We start from the raw sequence: 15,734 nt of genomic DNA on the forward strand, positions 1-15,734 counted from the left end.
GACCATAAAAAGTGGCTCCTTGAATGGATTCACTTTTTTTGACTGGCTTCTCATTTCTATTACAGAGATATTATTTGATTCCTAATGCAATTTTAGCATACCTGGACATTTTGTCTTTCGTCCATGGCGGACTCCAGACAATCTTTACATCCGTTTCCTTGACCTCTGGGATATCTTCCAGAACCAATTTAACTTGATCGACGATCGTCCCGGCTAGCGGACAGCCCATTGCTGTCAATGTCATCGTAACGGTAGTCAGACCTTCCTCATCCATATCCACATCATATACCAAGCCTAAATTAACGATATCTATACCAAGCTCAGGGTCAATGACCTGCTCCAAAGCTCCAAAAATAATGTCTTTTGTATCTTGATCCACTTCGATCACTCCTTTTATGGAAAAATTTCTTCGTTTTAGATTATCGGTTTCATCATTATGTCCGTATAAGCATCATAACAGATTTTGAGTGAGTACTTAAGCATTTTGCACAGTTGACAGTAAATGTTTCGTGAACCAGTCTGCTGTCTTAAGCACTCCTTCTCTACTGACCTTATGTCCAGCCTTAGGGTCAAGGATAAAATCAATTTTTCCTTCTGTCTCGTCATTCCCTGCTTTGACCCCTTCATAAAAACGGTATGCATGTTGATAAGGCACAACCGGATCTTTGGCTCCATGCCAAAAAAGAAGCGGTCGGTCGGAAAGCTTATCCTGATTAAGACTCAAATCAAATGGCTTGAGCTGTTCAATCACCTTCGCAACTTCCTCATCAGTAGCTGGGAAATTAACTTTCCTTTTCTTAATCTCCTCCATTTGGAGCTCAGCATACGCGACATATGATGGGTTCCCCATTAAACTGACTCCGGCGGAAATCCATTCATAAGCAGCCAGGGCCCCATTAGTCACTATTCCCCCCATTGAGGTACCTGCTACGCCAATTCTTTCGGGCTCAATCAATTTTCGGGATAATAAATCATCCTTCAACAAAGATAAATCCTGGATTGTTTGTAAAACCATTTCCCAAAAACGGGGCATCATTTGAGATTCACTTAAACCGGCTTCCCTTTCCCCATGATGAATCACATCAGGCAGAAGCACACGAAACCCCTTTTCAGCCAATAAATAAGCATAGTGTAGATTATGTTCTTTTGCACTTTGAAAACCATGTATAAAAATTATAAGCGGCAATTCCTGATTGAAAGTGGTTTCTTCCCCTAGGTGCAATACAGGAATTTGTCCTATTAGTTCTTTTTCAATTATTATCAAGTTAACCCCTCCGAATAATTTGTTCCGGTCTTTCCAATACCATTATCAAAATGGATTCCATTCCTTTAAACCTGAGCTTCGCTTTAATTATAATAATCCTGGATATAGTAATATCATACAGGAATGCATAAAGAATGAAAAAGATTTACATTTACCTTAAAATAGGCTTAACAATATTTGCATATAATGAAATCAAAAAGAACAGAAGGTGTGTACATGGCTGAGAAACATTTAATCGTATTGGATCTTGATGGTACTTTACTTACAGATAACAAAACAATTTCTTCAAGGACTAAAAAAACACTCCTAAAACTAAAGGAAGATGGACACGAGGTTATGATCGCCACCGGGCGTCCCTTTCGCTCAAGTGAACAATATTACCGGGAATTGGGGTTGACTACACCAATCGTTAATTTCAATGGCGCTTTCGTCCATCACCCATTACATACAAGCTGGGGGGTATACCACTCTCCACTGGATATAAATGTTGCGAAAGATATTGTCGAAGCGTGTGATCAGTTTAAATTTCACAACATCATCGCTGAAGTCCGGGATGAAGTTTATGTCCATTATCATGATGAAAAGTTGATGAACATGTTCAATCTAGGAAATCCGATCATGAAGACCGGTGACTTGCGCGATTACCTTCAGGATTCCCCAACTTCGATGCTGATTCACACAGATAGTGAATTCGTAGGACAGATTCGCCAGCATTTATCCGATGTCCATGCAGAATTGGTCGATCATCGCCGATGGGCAGAGCCTTTTCATATCATCGAAATAATAAAAAGCGGGTTAAGTAAAGCCGTAGGGCTAAAACGCGTATCCAACTATCTGGAAATTCCTCAAAACAGGATAATCGCTTTCGGTGATGAAGATAATGATTTGGAAATGCTCGAATATGCGGGAACCGGGGTGGCCATGGGAAATGCGATCTCACCAGTAAAAACGGTAGCAAATACGACTACATTGACGAATGAAGAAGATGGTATAGCCGTTTTCCTCGAAGAAAAATTCAATATAAAAGCCTAATCCGTCATTTTTTACCTTCATAATTTCCACCTTTCAAGCCAAACTAATATGGACAACAGATTCATTCCGTTGTCGACAACGCTCAGAATCGGAGGAGATAAGAATGGGTAAAAGCAGTAAATCTAAACGATTTGTTCAGCAGGGCAAAGAAAGTGTTGCCAGGCATGCCGAAAAAATCCCTTATCACACTACGTTTGAAGAGGCTGAAAAAGACAGGTTAAGAATTATGTCTGAACAAAGCTATGGTGGCTTCTAATGGGAAACAAATTATTCCAAAAGGCTAGGGAATTTGTTGAAGAAGCTCTCCACTCTGAGCATGAGGGTGACCAGCATAAGACTGAGGAAATCGCTAAAAACGCTCTTTCATCAGCTTTTGCCAATACGACCGAGGCTGAAAAAGAACAATTGCGAGAACTTCAGGAAGAGCTGGAAAATCACTCTAAATAATGTGAAAGCCTCCAGGATTCCTGGAGGCTTTCACTTTGTTTTCATCAATTGTTATTTCGTGCCTTACCGCCTTTAATAGTGGCCTTGATTTTTTGTTAATATCATTCCCTGCGGAAAGTTCCAACAATGCCTGACGTTTCTATGATGTTCGTGAAAGCATGTGGATCCACTTCCTTGATGATCTTTTCAAGGTCATAAAGTTCATACCTTGTAATGACAATCAATAGCATTTCCTTAGTTTCGTTGGTGAACGCACCTTTAGCGGGAACCCTTGTAATTCCGCGAACTAACTTAGCATGGATTGCCTGTTTAAGCTCTTCGCTTTTCTTTGTAATGATCATGGCCGTAAGCTTTTCATGACGTGTATGTATCGCGTCCACGACACGGGTCGATGTGTAAAGGGTAACAAGCGTGTACAAAGCTTTTTCCGGTCCATAAACAGCACCTGCCGTTACAATGATCACGCCATTCAGCAGAAATAAATAAGTACCTACAGGTTTATCCTTCTTCCGTGAAAGAAGCATGGCGATAATATCCATTCCGCCAGTCGATGCACCGTATTTCAAGGTGATCCCCACACCTACTGCAGCTATGACTCCACCAAATACCGCATTCAATAATATGTCAGGTGACCAGCGTGTGATCGGAATGATTTCCATAAAGAAGGACATCAAGGCGACGCTGAGGAAACTATAAAATGTGAAAGACTTTCCAACCTTTCGCCAAGCAATGATCGTTACTGGAATGTTCAATAAAAACAATAGAATACCTGTTGATACATCAAAAGGAGCAAAAGATCCAATCATCCTCGATAGAAGCTGGGCCACTCCCGTAAAGCCGCTTGCATATACGTTTGCCGGTATTAGAAAAAAGTTCATTGCAACGGCATTAAGCAATGCGCCCACCACAACTATGATAATTTTCTTCATTTCACCACTGTACATCCTAAAAAACCTCCATTTCACCCTTATTCTATTATCTTTTTACCCTTAATTATTTATTCTATTTACGTAGAGATTGAATTTTTACCGTTACGTGCTACACTAAAAAGTAGAGTGACCACTCATTTTCTAAAAATTGTAAAAAGAAAGCAGGTGTATTATGGCTATCACAATTCTTGCAGATAGTGCATGTGATTTGCCGTTGTCTTTCTATAAGGAAAACAATGTTTCATTAATCCCTTTACAAGTCCATCTTGACGGGGAAAATTATGAAGATTTACTTACCATTAATTCTCACGAAGTCTATCAGGCGATGCTTGAAGGAAAAACCCCGAAAACATCGCAAGCTTCCCCAGAATACTTTATAGAACTTTTCACACAGTTTGCCAAAGAGAAAAAACAAGGGATTTATATAGCCTTTTCCTCTGAGTTATCTGGAACATATCAAACGGCAGTGATGATTCTTAATCAGGTGAAGGAAGAGTACCCTGACCTTGACATTGAAATCGTCAATACGAAATGCGCTTCGATGGGCGTCGGTTTAATTGTAAAAAAAGCAGCCGATCTGGCAGCCAACGGTGCCACTAAAGAAGAAATCCTGGCTGCCATCGAATTCCAAAGCCGGCATATGGAGCATCTATTCACTGTAGATAACCTTGAATATCTGGCCCGTGGCGGCCGTATCTCCAAGACATCTGCCCTTGTTGGCGGTTTATTAAACATTAAACCGTTATTGCATGTTGAAGATGGGAAGCTTGTTCCGCTTGAAAAGATACGCGGCAAAAAGAAATTGATTAAACGTGTAATCGAATTAATGCATGAAAGAGGCAAAAACTTAACAACCCAAACGATTGCCATCAGTCATGGTGACGATGAAGCAACTGCCCTGGAATGGAAGGAAGCCATCCAAAATGAATTCGGGACAACCGACTTCATGATCCATACAATTGGCTCCGTCATCGGTGCACATGCCGGTCCTGGCACAATTGCCCTCTTCTTCTTAAACGATACCCCTGAGAAATCATAAACATACATACTCCCTTCCATAATTGTGAACAATATATATTGATCAGATAATGGAAGGGAGTTTTCACTATGTCCAAAACAGCCGATGACAATAAAAGGCCAAAAGATAACCAAGCGAGAAATGCTGAAAAAAATATCGCATATCAGGAAAACCTTGCTGCAGGTAAGCACTCCTATTCGAAGAAAACGGACCATAAATGAAGCGTGGGGCTTGTCCCCTCGCTTTTTTATATCGTTTAGATAGTTGTCTTCCTAACATACTTTCTCTATAATAAAGGAAATAAACCCTGCTGGAGGTAAGTGATGGCAAAGGAAAATTCATTTGATATTGTTTCGAAAGTAGACTTTTCAGAGGTAACGAATGCAGTTACCATGGCTATGAAGGAAATACAGACACGCTATGATTTCAAAGGGAGCATAAGCAGCATCACCATTGAAAAAGAAGACTTGGTTTTAGTATCCGACGATGAATATAAGCTCGAACAGCTAAAGGATGTTCTCATCAGTAAACTCATTAAACGTGACGTACCCGTCAAGAACCTGGATTATGGCAAATTAGAAGGGGCTTCTGGCGGGACCGTTCGCCAACGGGCCAAGCTAATTCAAGGCATCGATAAGGAGCAAGCTAAAAAGATCAATACCATCATTAAAAATAGCGGCCTTAAAGTAAAAAGCCAGATCCAGGATGATCAAATCCGGGTTACCGGTAAGAACCGGGATGATTTACAAGGTATCATTTCCGCTATTCGGGGCGCTGATCTGTCCATTGATGTACAATTCTTAAATTACCGCTAAGTATGAAGGCCTCACCTGTTGGTGGGTCTTTTTTTAATTGTTTCAACTGCCTCCTTCAGCGTTCATCCCCCATTTCCTTCAAATGAATCGCCTTCATGGAACATGGAAAGACTAGTCATGTTCCCTTCAGTTAAAACATTAAACATGATTTTTGTGGGTATTTTTTCCATGTTTTCTTTTTCCTAAAAGAAGGAATAGAGAAAGCGTAGATAATTAAATGGGAGGCGTTTATATCTTGACTACTCAAAATCAGAACAAGCAAGGATTTCCACCTCAACATCAGCAGCATCAACCTGGATTGGAAACAAAAATGGAACCGAACCCTGATTCAGTTAAAGCTGCCTACAAAGGAAGCGGCAAATTAAAAGGTAAAACGGCAATCATAACAGGAGGAGACAGCGGAATCGGTAAATCAGTTGCCATTTACTACGCTAAAGAAGGAGCGAATGTGACAGTTGCATACTTGGATGAACACGAGGATGCCAAAGCGACAAAAGAATTGATCGAAAAAGAAGGCCAAAAATGTTTACTCATTTCCGGTGATATCGGTGATGAAGCCTTCTGCCAGGATGTCGTCAAAAGAACGGTTGAAGAATTTGGCGGTTTGGACATTCTAGTCAACAACGCCGGAGAACAGCATGTGCAGACAAGTATCCTGGACATTTCGGCTGAACAATTGGAAAAAACGTTCCGCACGAATATTTTCTCGATGTTCCACTTAACTAAAGCTGCATTGAAGCACCTGAAAAAAGGAAGCAGCATCATTAATACAACCTCTATCACAGCCTATCAGGGCAACCCAAAACTAATCGATTACTCTTCAACAAAAGGTGCAATACTGGCATTTACAAGAGCCCTGTCGAACTCCATCTCAAAAGATGGCATCCGAGTGAATGGTGTTGCGCCAGGTCCGATCTGGACACCGTTGATTCCTGCCTCATTCGGCGAAGAGGATGTTGCCAAATTCGGGCAGGATACTCCAATGGGCCGTGCAGGGCAGCCAGAGGAATTGGCACCAGCCTATGTATATTTGGCAAGTGATGATTCATCCTATGTAAGCGGACAAGTCATCCATGTAAACGGCGGGACCGTTGTAAACGGATAAGACCTTACCTTTCCAAAAGCAGTGGATTTCACAAATTGAAATCCACTGCTTTTGCTCTTTCATGCAGGATATTCCCGGTTAACGCGGAATATATGAGTGGGAAGGAGTGGAGTCATTTTTGAAAAATATTGTAGATCCATGGTTCACCGTTCAGGGATTGGACTCAAAAACGTTTGCAATCAGTGAATATGGTCATTGGGAGAAAGTTCATTCCTTTTTATTACTAGGGGAGACCCGGGCTGCGTTAATCGATACAGGGTTAGGCATCGATTCGATTAAGCGGATTACAGACCAGCTTACAGATCTTCCGATCATCGTCCTGACCACACACGTTCATGCTGACCATATTGGCGGTCACGGTGATTATGACACAATTTATGTTCATGGTGATGATGCCAATTGGCTGATTAATGGCATTGCAGGTTTGTCCTTGGAACAAATAAGAAAGGACATGGCCCGGGATATCACATTACCCATACCCGAATCATTCAATCCTGATACATACAAGCCATACCGGGGTTACCCTGATAGGCTGTTATCGGATGGGGACACGATTGATCTTGGAAACCGCAGTTTAGGCATTTATCATACACCTGGGCATTCACCTGGCCACATTTCAATTTTGGATAATGAAACAGGTTATTTATTTACTGGCGACCTGCTTTATTCAGATACTCCCGTTTATGCATTTTATCCCTCGACAAGTCCTGAAGACCTTGTGAATTCGTTGGAAAAAATCACAAAGATCAAGTCAGTCTCCAAAATCTATGGCGGGCACAACCAACTAGGCCTCGAACCAGGGATCCTTGAAGAAGTCCTTGCAGCCATTCAATATCTTAAAGAGAATAATTTAGTCAGACACGGAACGGGTGTACATGCATTCAAAAGTTTCAGCATACATTTCTAGTGAAAACAAGGCATTGCTTTTACGCAATGCCCTCTCGTTCAGTATGTCATGGCCATTGCACCTTGCTTGATCGATCTGCAGGAATGCCTTTCCACGAAATGATGTGGAATGATGGTCCCGGCAGGTGCATCTCCAGTCTGCAGCATATGAATGATGCCCTTAGCGGCCTGATATCCTAAATCAAAAATATTAATATCTACGGAAGTCAGGGCTGGTAATGACAGTTCAGAGAAAAGAACGTTATTGAAGCTGACGATTGAAATTTCTTCAGGAGTGCGCACGCCCATCTCGCGAAGTGAATGCACGATGCCAAGTGCCATGAGATCATCACTGACAACCAAAGCGGTTGGTGGTTCTTCGATGGATAGTAACCTTTTTGCAGCTGCTTGTCCCCCTTCATGCAAAAAATCTTCATGCAGGGTATATTCCCCCCTTCGATCGATTCCAGCCCGCTTCAATGCCCGTTCATAACCTGACAAGCGATCAAGGGTCATCACAAGGGTTACATCACCTCCGATGAATCCAATCCTTTCATGTCCTAGCTGTATGAGGTAATCCGTTGCCTGTTCGGCAGCCAAGATATTATCGTTATCAACATATGTTATCTCCTCGATGTAATCATAGGGTTTCCCAATGATCACAAATGGAAAAGCCCTTTCCCTCAAATAGGTCAGGATGTGATCATTCATCCTTGAATACATCAGGATTATTCCATCCACCATCCCTCCCTGCACCATATTCACTACTCCTTCGTAGATTTCATCTTCTGTTTTTCCCGTGCTTAGCAACAGGGAATAATGGTTTTCCTGAGCTCCCTCACTTAGACCCTGGAGGATCGTCGGAAAGAATGGGTTTTGATAATAATCATTTGACGAACTTGGCATTACCAAACCAATGATCCTGGTCGATTGATTGGCAAGACTACGTGCAATGAAGTTTGGATGGTATCCTAATTTAGTCATCGCCTTACGTACCCGTACCTTTGTCTTTTCACTTATCCGAGGATTGTTTGCAATCACTCGAGAAACTGTTGAAGGAGCAACATTCGCTAGCTGTGCCACATCTTTTATTGTGATGGCCATGCATTTCCCCTCTCCCTTCTTAGCCTTTATTGACTTCATTTTAAAAAAAGGTGAATACCAATAAACACTTCTTTAATATTTGTTTTATATTTATACATTTTGTATGTATTCATAATACACTCAGTCCAATAGTTATATCCATACTTTTTTTAATGTTTATTTAATTTTTCAGAAAATACTTACTTTTCCGTTTTCTTCATTCATGTTTAAAATCCAAAAAGAAGCTGATGTATGATCAGCTTCTTAAAAAACGACAGGTCTATTGGAAATCAAGAAGTCAGACGACTAACTACATAGGTTTTAAGCCATTTCCAATCTAGTCCATAGAAATCAATAACGATAAATCCTCGTTTCATATGGACGTAAATCAATAAGCGACACCTCAGGACAATCCTCATAATTAGCCAGCAAAAGTTCCATTTCCCCCCAATAGGAAAGGTCGATTTGATGGTGATTCATACTAAAGTTACATACTACCATGACTGAATTATCATTCATAGTTCTTGTATAAATATAAAGATCGGGGTGATCTTCCCATAATAATTCATATTCCCCATATACGAGGACCTGATGTTTTTTTCGAAGTTCAATCATCTTTTTATAAAAATGATAAATGGATGACGGGTCATTTTTCTGCTGTTCTACATTAATGGCGCGGTAATTTGGATTAACCCTCATCCAAGGTGTTCCATGAGTGAATCCGCCATTTTCAATATCATTCCATTGCATCGGTGTTCGTGAATTATCACGGCCGCTATGCCATATAATGTTCATGATTTCATCATGGGGACGACCTTTCGAGGTCTCTATCCTGTAAAAGTTTTTCATTCCGACATCATCATAATCATCAATCGAATCAAATTGGACATTCGTCATGCCAATTTCCTGACCTTGATAAATAAAAGGTGTCCCTTGCATGAAAAAGTATAGGGCTCCTATCATTTTTGCGCTTTCCAACCAATATTGATGATCATTTCCCCACGTTGATACACTTCTCGGCTGGTCATGATTTTCAAAAAACAAAGCATTCCATCCTTTGTTTTTCAGCCCCTTTTGCCATTTGGTCATCGTGCGCTTTAACCCTTGAACATCAACAGCGTGATTCTGTCCCCTATTCCAAAGTCCAAGATGTTCAAATTGAAAGATCATATTGAACTTCCCATTCGATTCCCCGACCCATTCTTCCGCCTGCTCAATCCTGACGCCATTGGCCTCACCGACCGTCATGATATCATACTTAGAGAAAGTCTCTTCTTTCAACTCCTGAAGGTAATCCAGAATCCCGTCCTGATTGGTATGCATTTCAAACGCAGGTACATACTGATGCCAATAAGGATTGGGCATATCCGGAAGGCCTTCACGCTTATGAATATGCGTGATCGCATCAATCCGGAAGCCATCGATTCCCTTATCGAGCCACCAATTGACCATTTCATATAATGCTTTTCGCACATCAGGGTTTTTCCAGTTTAAGTCTGGCTGCTTTTCGGCAAATAAATGTAAATAGTATTGATTGGTCCTTTCATCGAATTTCCAGGCACTTCCGGAAAAGATGCTTTCCCAATTATTAGGCTCACGGCCGTCCTGCCCATCCCTCCAAATATACCAATCCCGTTTCGGATTATCGCGGGACGAACGTGACTCGACGAACCAGGGGTGCTCATCACTAGTATGATTCAAAACAAGGTCGAGTATCACCTTCATCCCACGTCCGTGAACATCTTTCAATAACAGATCAATATCTTCGATTGAACCGAATTCATCGGAAACTGCTTGATAATCACTAATATCATAGCCATTATCTGCATTGGGAGATTTATAAAAAGGACAAATCCAAATAACATCTATCCCTAATTCCTGCAGATAGTCGAGCTTTGAAATCAAACCTTTTATGTCTCCGACTCCATCACCATTACTATCCATGAAACTGCGCGGGTAAACTTGATAGCAAACCGCTTCTTTCCACCAGGTCTTATTCATGCTGTAACCTCCCGATCCTGTTTTCCACAAAGCCTTAGGGACAATGTTTGGCGGCTACCGACAATCGAGAGGTATATGATTATTTTGGTTGATTCCGTTTTGAACGCTTAATAACCAAAGCAATGAATATACCAAAAATGAGAAGAACCAATCCTATAACTAACAGGTAAGGAATATTAATAATCGACTTAGGTGACAGCGTATAGACTTCTGTCGTCTCCCTGTCGATTACGATCGAGTAACTGTTGTCCTTACTGCGGACCAGATCCCCATTCAGCATACCTCTCAACTCTTTATTACTTTCAAGTTCCTTATCAGTAAGGTTTATCGTTTGAGTTTCAGTCGTATTGTTCATGGCGACGACAATGGTTTCATCACCATATGCACGCTTGAATACCGAAGCTCCACCATTTTCATATAAAAGCTCCATATCCCCTTTTGCCAATGCTGGGTACATGTCTCTGAGATCAGAAAGCTTTGTTATATATTCAACCAATTCCTGTTCTGTCTTAAAATTCATCAACTTATGATTATCCGGGGCAATATCGCCATTTAAGGCAATTTCCGATCCATAAAATACGATAGGAACCCCTGGCATTGTATATAGATACGACAGAGCCATTCTCCATCTGGAGCCTGGATTTTCGTTATGATCGGCTGCATCCTTTGTAAAACGGGGCATTCCCTGTGTGTCCATGAACAATGCCTGATGGGCATTGCCCCCTAATTCATCTTCGCTTTTCGCAAACGCTTTAAAAACAGGTTTCAGTTCCTTATCGGGCGCAGCAAATGATTCACGTAGCTCAGCATTCTGCGGATAAGCCATAAAAGCATCGATACCCGTCTCCTTGTAACTTGAGATCAATTCCGCATCACCTTGTACATCGCCGATTGTATAGAAATTTGATTTTTCAGATTTGACTGCATCCACAAATTCCTTCCAAAAATCTTTTGCTACGTATTGGACTTTATTTATACGGTATCCATCAATATCGGTTTCCGTTATCCACCATTTGGCTGCATCCAGTAAATATTTCCTTGTTTCCTCATTATCTTGATTCAAATCGGGAAGACCATCGACCCATCCTGTTTCCAAATCATTCTGCTTACCGTCCTTGGAAATCTTTTTTTCTTCATGGAACCAATCTTGTTTTTTGGGATCGGTCAGCCACGCGGAGTCAGGGCCCACATTATTTGCCTGAAAATCAATGATCACCTTCATATCGCGTTTATGTGCCTCATTCACGAGTTTTTTAAACTCTTTCATTGTCCCATAGTGTTTATCGGTTTTATAAAAATCGGCCACCCAATCGCCATGATAGCCATTTTCATCATTAGCGAAAATCGGTGAAAGGATGATAGCGGTATAACCCATATCTTTTAAATAATTCAGTTTCTTCGTGATACCTTCGAAATCCCCACCATTAAACGCGGAAGGGTCATTCACGTTCGCATCTCCGTTATTTTGAGTATCCCCATCGAAAAATCTGTCGACCAATAATGAATATACGATTTCATCCTTCCAAGTTCGTTGTTCTTTTTCAGCTGCTCCTACTGGAATGGCGTAAAAAAGAAGCAACGGAATTAAAGCGAGTGATAACGCTCTTTTTCTCATATCCGCTCTCCTCCTAGCTATCTCTTTACGCCTTTAAGATTAGCCTTTTGCCCCCTTAACGTCAAATCCAATTTATAAAAAACTTTACACTTAAGGGACAAACTGGGGATACTGGTTATGGTTACTGAATTGGAAGAGAGCAGAACACGGTTAACGTTCTTTTTTTATCGTCTTTACCGCTTTATCCAAAACCCTTTTTGGTTTTGCTTTTTGAGTGGTCATTTCATCCATGGCTGAATTCATCGGTCCCCATACCTTATTCATTTCCGGAATATTCGGCACTGGTTCAGCGTATTGTAATTGTATGCTTAAGGCTTGTGCCCTTTCATTTTCTTTGATTGCGGCATTGTGTTTGATTGATTCATTAGGAGGCATTTCCCCTGTTAAATCATAACGCTGCATTGCATTATTATCATTAGTCAAATATTCAACTAACTTCGTAGACCAATAAGGGTGTTTTGTGAAAGCTGTTACATGCCAGCCTTTGATTTCCATGAACGTTTTCATTGGCTTGCCATCGGGCAATTTGGGCATGGGGGCAATTCCTGTATCCTTTCGCTCGGTAAATGAGTTCCCGTCACTCATGAGAGAAGCCAAATTCCCTTGTAGAAACAACTTCTCGATCACTGCCTTGTCGCCTTTGGGAATCAAACCCGCCCCATACCATTTTTGGATGTACGAAGCCCCTTTTATGGCACCCTTATTATTCAAGCCAATGTCATTAGGGTCTAATTTTCCATTCTTATCTTTAAATATATAACCTCCCATTCCAGCGATTACTCCATACGAATCATGGAAATCATTCCATTTGGCATAGTAACCATGAACATTGCCCTTTCTTAATCCCTTCGCCTTTTTATAAAGGCCATTCATCGTCTCAGGAGCCTTAGGCATCAATTTTTTATTATAAAAGAAAACGGATGTGTTTACGGATTTCGGCAATCCAAATACCTTATCTTGATACATCTCCCCTCTAATTGAAGATTCAATGAAGGCATCCAATACCTCATCGTCCACCTTCACTTCCTGAATTAAGCCTTCCTTCACGATTTGGCCGACTTTTCCATGGGAAAAAGTTACGACATCCGGGGCCTTTCCGTTTCCGATTGGCCCATCACGACGAAGCCGCTCGTACATCTCGGTAGCCATTTCAAGCTCTTCATGCTCAACTTTGATTCCATATTCTTTTTCAAAAGCTTCAATTACCGGCTTTAGAGCCTCCGCTTTACCTTTTTCCTCCCAAATGATCAGTTTTTCCGGCTTCGCTTCATTACTGGCTTCGTCTTCTTTTTTCTTATTTTCTTTAACTGCTTCATTTTCCAAATCTGAACTGGAACCACAAGCATTTACACTAACGATCAAAAACATGGACATGAACAAATGAAAAATCAACTTCTTCACTTTCATTCTCCTTTTTAAAATGTTTATTCTATCATGTCCAAAAGCACCAAATAATACTGTTTTTTCAGTTCAGTACTTCAAATAAAGCCACTTAATGAAAGCGATACCAAAGCTATTGTTATCATTATATGAACGGCTTTGGTTTTTACAACATTTTACTTGGCGTTTTTATTTCCTTGTAGTGATGAGCACTTTTTGTTATTTTTTAGTTAATAAGTGCTTTTTTCAATTGAAATGGGGTATATAACCGTATTGAAAAAACACTTAACCTGGCTAGTGCAGCTTCATGGAGATCCCCCTCATAAACAGCTGGAAGTTTCCTTTTTCACATCCTCAAATACTTATAGAATTGGAGTGGTTTTTAATGGAATTTTCATCCATACACCATAGACCTAATGACAATTACGGCTATCCCATCAACACCGAAACCCTACATATCCGCCTACGTACGAAAAAACAAGATATCTCCTCAGTTGGATTGATCTTTGGCGATCCATACATTTCAGATAATGGTCAATGGCAGTACGAAGAACTTCCCATGAGTTTGTCAGGCAGCGATAACCGCCATGATTATTGGCATATCTATGTGAAGCCTCCCTACCGAAGAATTCGATATGGGTTCAAGGTATCGTCAGAAGATGAATGCTCCATTTACACGGAAAAGGGCTTCTTTAAAGAGCCTCCCCGAGATCCCGGAAGCTATTTCGCGATTCCCTATCTCCATCAAAATGAAGTTTTTGGGGCACCGGAATGGGTCAAGGATACTATTTGGTACCAAATTTTCCCTGAGCGGTTTGCAAACGGAAACCCCGACAACGATCCGGAAGGTGTGAAACCCTGGGGAAGTGAAGACCCGGCGGTGGATAATTTTTTTGGCGGGGACTTCGAGGGAATCATTGAACATTTGGATTACCTTGAGAATCTCGGCATCAACGGAATTTATTTCACGCCAATCTTCCATGCCTACTCCAATCATAAATACGATACGATTGATTATCGGAGTATCGATCCGCAATTCGGAACGAAGGAAACACTGAAGACACTAATAGCCGAATGCCATAAACGGAATATACGGGTCATGCTGGATGCCGTTTTTAACCATAGCGGCTACTATTTCCCCCCTTTTCAGGATTTACTCGAAAAAGGAGAGAAATCGAAATATAAGGATTGGTTCCACCCACACAGCTTCCCTCTTAAGGGAGGGGAAAGGCCCAATTATGAAACATTCGGTTTTTTTGAATCGATGCCAAAATTGAATACGGCAAATCCGGAGGTGAAAGAATATCTGCTCGAAGTCTCGGCTTATTGGATCAAGGAGTTCGATATAGACGCCTGGCGCCTCGATGTGGCAAATGAGGTCGATCAGCCATTCTGGCGTGAATTTCGAACAACAGTGAAAAATATAAAGCCTGACCTTTATATTCTTGGGGAAATTTGGCACGACTCCATGCCATGGCTTCGCGGCGATCAATTCGATGCCGTCATGAATTACCCTTTCACCAACCAAGTTTTTCGCCTGGTCGCCTCACAAACGATCAATGCACGCGAATTCACTGAAGAAATGACAGCCATCTATCACAGTTATCCGACCAATGTTTTTGACGTGACATTCAATCTTCTTGGAAGCCATGATACACCGCGGATTTTCACGGATTGCGGGGAAGATCTAGCCCGAGCCAAGCTCATTCACGCAATCCTGCTGACATTCAATGGCACCCCTTGTATTTACTATGGAGATGAAATCGGCTTAACCGGTGGGATGGATCCTGGGTGCCGAAAATGCATGGTCTGGGAAGAAGAAAAACAAAACACCGAGCTACTCAATGAAATTAAGGCATTGATCCACTTGCGAAAAGAAGAACGGTTACTTGCCAATGACGGGGAGTTCAAATTCCTTGATACAGCCGGAAACGAAAATATCGTGGCCTACCAAAAGTATAATGAAAAACGTTCTGTCGTGATCCTCATCAATCCGACCGACGTCCAGCAATCCTTTACCCTTCCTGTTGATTTGAAAGGACGTACACTAACGGATTTAAGAACAAAGGAAACCACACAGGTTGGCAAATTTGAGTTGGGTGGTTATCAATATAAAATTCTCGCATTCAATCATTGAGGCAAATGAAAACGGGGCAATGA

General features: G+C 41.2%; 16 protein-coding genes. 9 read left to right on the forward strand and 7 right to left on the reverse strand.

The annotated features are described in order from the left end of the window. Positions 1-70: 70 nt before the first annotated feature. Together ACIQYG_RS06810 and ACIQYG_RS06815 are read right to left on the reverse strand one after the other, a co-directional pair. Positions 71-379, reverse strand: coding sequence for a metal-sulfur cluster assembly factor (locus ACIQYG_RS06810; protein WP_192203688.1), 309 nt, complete (start codon positions 377-379; stop codon positions 71-73). Positions 380-475: 96 nt separating this feature from the next. Next, positions 476-1,264, reverse strand: coding sequence for a prolyl oligopeptidase family serine peptidase (locus tag ACIQYG_RS06815; protein ID WP_402836500.1), 789 nt, complete (start codon positions 1,262-1,264; stop codon positions 476-478). Positions 1,265-1,480: 216 nt separating this feature from the next. On the opposite strand from ACIQYG_RS06815, the gene ACIQYG_RS06820 reads away from it, so the two are divergent. The 3 genes from ACIQYG_RS06820 to ACIQYG_RS06830 all read left to right on the forward strand — a co-directional run bounded on the left by ACIQYG_RS06820 (position 1,481) and on the right by ACIQYG_RS06830 (position 2,743). Beyond that, positions 1,481-2,296, forward strand: coding sequence for a Cof-type HAD-IIB family hydrolase (locus ACIQYG_RS06820; protein WP_402836502.1), 816 nt, complete (start codon positions 1,481-1,483; stop codon positions 2,294-2,296). Positions 2,297-2,399: 103 nt separating this feature from the next. After that, the gene (locus ACIQYG_RS06825) at positions 2,400-2,552 is read left to right on the forward strand and encodes a hypothetical protein (protein ID WP_164468789.1); all 153 of its coding nucleotides are present in this window, start codon (positions 2,400-2,402) and stop codon (positions 2,550-2,552) included. Further along, entirely contained in the window at positions 2,552-2,743 is a 192-nt protein-coding gene (locus tag ACIQYG_RS06830; protein ID WP_402836504.1) for a DUF3813 domain-containing protein, read from the forward strand. Before ACIQYG_RS06825 ends, ACIQYG_RS06830 begins: the two co-directional genes overlap by 1 nt. A 101-nt stretch (positions 2,744-2,844) precedes the next feature. Here ACIQYG_RS06830 and ACIQYG_RS06835 read toward each other — a convergent pair whose 3' ends face one another. Continuing rightward, positions 2,845-3,687, reverse strand: a complete 843-nt coding sequence (locus ACIQYG_RS06835) for a YitT family protein (RefSeq protein WP_402836506.1) — start codon at positions 3,685-3,687, stop codon at positions 2,845-2,847. Positions 3,688-3,844: 157 nt separating this feature from the next. On the opposite strand from ACIQYG_RS06835, the gene ACIQYG_RS06840 reads away from it, so the two are divergent. The 5 genes from ACIQYG_RS06840 to ACIQYG_RS06860 all read left to right on the forward strand — a co-directional run bounded on the left by ACIQYG_RS06840 (position 3,845) and on the right by ACIQYG_RS06860 (position 7,517). Continuing rightward, complete coding sequence (locus tag ACIQYG_RS06840) at positions 3,845-4,711, forward strand: DegV family protein (protein ID WP_402836508.1); 867 nt, start codon at positions 3,845-3,847, stop codon at positions 4,709-4,711. A gap of 68 nt (positions 4,712-4,779) precedes the next feature. Continuing rightward, positions 4,780-4,911, forward strand: a complete 132-nt coding sequence (locus tag ACIQYG_RS06845) for a DUF3941 domain-containing protein (RefSeq protein ID WP_402836510.1) — start codon at positions 4,780-4,782, stop codon at positions 4,909-4,911. 102 nt (positions 4,912-5,013) lie between these two features. Beyond that, positions 5,014-5,505, forward strand: coding sequence for a YajQ family cyclic di-GMP-binding protein (locus ACIQYG_RS06850; protein ID WP_063232211.1), 492 nt, complete (start codon positions 5,014-5,016; stop codon positions 5,503-5,505). A gap of 217 nt (positions 5,506-5,722) precedes the next feature. Next, positions 5,723-6,610 (forward strand): SDR family oxidoreductase, encoded by an 888-nt coding sequence (locus ACIQYG_RS06855; protein ID WP_402836512.1) that lies wholly within the window; start codon positions 5,723-5,725, stop codon positions 6,608-6,610. Positions 6,611-6,728: 118 nt separating this feature from the next. After that, positions 6,729-7,517, forward strand: coding sequence for an MBL fold metallo-hydrolase (locus ACIQYG_RS06860; RefSeq protein ID WP_402836514.1), 789 nt, complete (start codon positions 6,729-6,731; stop codon positions 7,515-7,517). Between the two features lie 38 nt (positions 7,518-7,555). On the opposite strand, the gene ACIQYG_RS06865 is transcribed toward ACIQYG_RS06860, so the two are convergent. The 4 genes from ACIQYG_RS06865 to ACIQYG_RS06880 all read right to left on the reverse strand — a co-directional run bounded on the left by ACIQYG_RS06865 (position 7,556) and on the right by ACIQYG_RS06880 (position 13,595). Continuing rightward, positions 7,556-8,599, reverse strand: a complete 1,044-nt coding sequence (locus ACIQYG_RS06865; protein WP_402836515.1) for a LacI family DNA-binding transcriptional regulator — start codon at positions 8,597-8,599, stop codon at positions 7,556-7,558. Between the two features lie 330 nt (positions 8,600-8,929). Then, positions 8,930-10,579: a glycoside hydrolase family 13 protein gene (locus ACIQYG_RS06870; RefSeq protein WP_402836517.1), complete on the reverse strand. Its 1,650-nt coding sequence runs from the start codon at positions 10,577-10,579 to the stop codon at positions 8,930-8,932. A gap of 79 nt (positions 10,580-10,658) precedes the next feature. Continuing rightward, a complete protein-coding gene (locus ACIQYG_RS06875; protein WP_402836519.1) occupies positions 10,659-12,194 on the reverse strand; it encodes an alpha-amylase family glycosyl hydrolase in 1,536 nt (511 codons plus the stop codon). A gap of 150 nt (positions 12,195-12,344) precedes the next feature. After that, complete coding sequence (locus ACIQYG_RS06880; protein WP_402836521.1) at positions 12,345-13,595, reverse strand: extracellular solute-binding protein; 1,251 nt, start codon at positions 13,593-13,595, stop codon at positions 12,345-12,347. A gap of 364 nt (positions 13,596-13,959) precedes the next feature. On the opposite strand from ACIQYG_RS06880, the gene ACIQYG_RS06885 reads away from it, so the two are divergent. After that, a complete protein-coding gene (locus ACIQYG_RS06885; protein WP_402836523.1) occupies positions 13,960-15,711 on the forward strand; it encodes a glycoside hydrolase family 13 protein in 1,752 nt (583 codons plus the stop codon). Positions 15,712-15,734 lie beyond the last annotated feature (23 nt).

Source organism: Peribacillus sp. NPDC096622, from assembly GCF_044762665.1.
Taxonomy (GTDB): Bacteria; Bacillota; Bacilli; order Bacillales; family DSM-1321; genus Peribacillus; species Peribacillus frigoritolerans_B.

Coding starts and splice junctions, on each gene's coding strand:
- ACIQYG_RS06820 (WP_402836502.1), top strand. CDS start 1,481: ATGGCTGAGAAACATTTAATCGTATTGGATCTTGATGGTACTTTACTT.
- ACIQYG_RS06825 (WP_164468789.1), top strand. CDS start 2,400: ATGGGTAAAAGCAGTAAATCTAAACGATTTGTTCAGCAGGGCAAAGAA.
- ACIQYG_RS06830 (WP_402836504.1), top strand. CDS start 2,552: ATGGGAAACAAATTATTCCAAAAGGCTAGGGAATTTGTTGAAGAAGCT.
- ACIQYG_RS06835 (WP_402836506.1), bottom strand. CDS start 3,687: ATGTACAGTGGTGAAATGAAGAAAATTATCATAGTTGTGGTGGGCGCA.
- ACIQYG_RS06840 (WP_402836508.1), top strand. CDS start 3,845: ATGGCTATCACAATTCTTGCAGATAGTGCATGTGATTTGCCGTTGTCT.
- ACIQYG_RS06845 (WP_402836510.1), top strand. CDS start 4,780: ATGTCCAAAACAGCCGATGACAATAAAAGGCCAAAAGATAACCAAGCG.
- ACIQYG_RS06850 (WP_063232211.1), top strand. CDS start 5,014: ATGGCAAAGGAAAATTCATTTGATATTGTTTCGAAAGTAGACTTTTCA.
- ACIQYG_RS06855 (WP_402836512.1), top strand. CDS start 5,723: ATGGGAGGCGTTTATATCTTGACTACTCAAAATCAGAACAAGCAAGGA.
- ACIQYG_RS06865 (WP_402836515.1), bottom strand. CDS start 8,599: ATGGCCATCACAATAAAAGATGTGGCACAGCTAGCGAATGTTGCTCCT.
- ACIQYG_RS06870 (WP_402836517.1), bottom strand. CDS start 10,579: ATGAATAAGACCTGGTGGAAAGAAGCGGTTTGCTATCAAGTTTACCCG.
- ACIQYG_RS06875 (WP_402836519.1), bottom strand. CDS start 12,194: ATGAGAAAAAGAGCGTTATCACTCGCTTTAATTCCGTTGCTTCTTTTT.
- ACIQYG_RS06885 (WP_402836523.1), top strand. CDS start 13,960: ATGGAATTTTCATCCATACACCATAGACCTAATGACAATTACGGCTAT.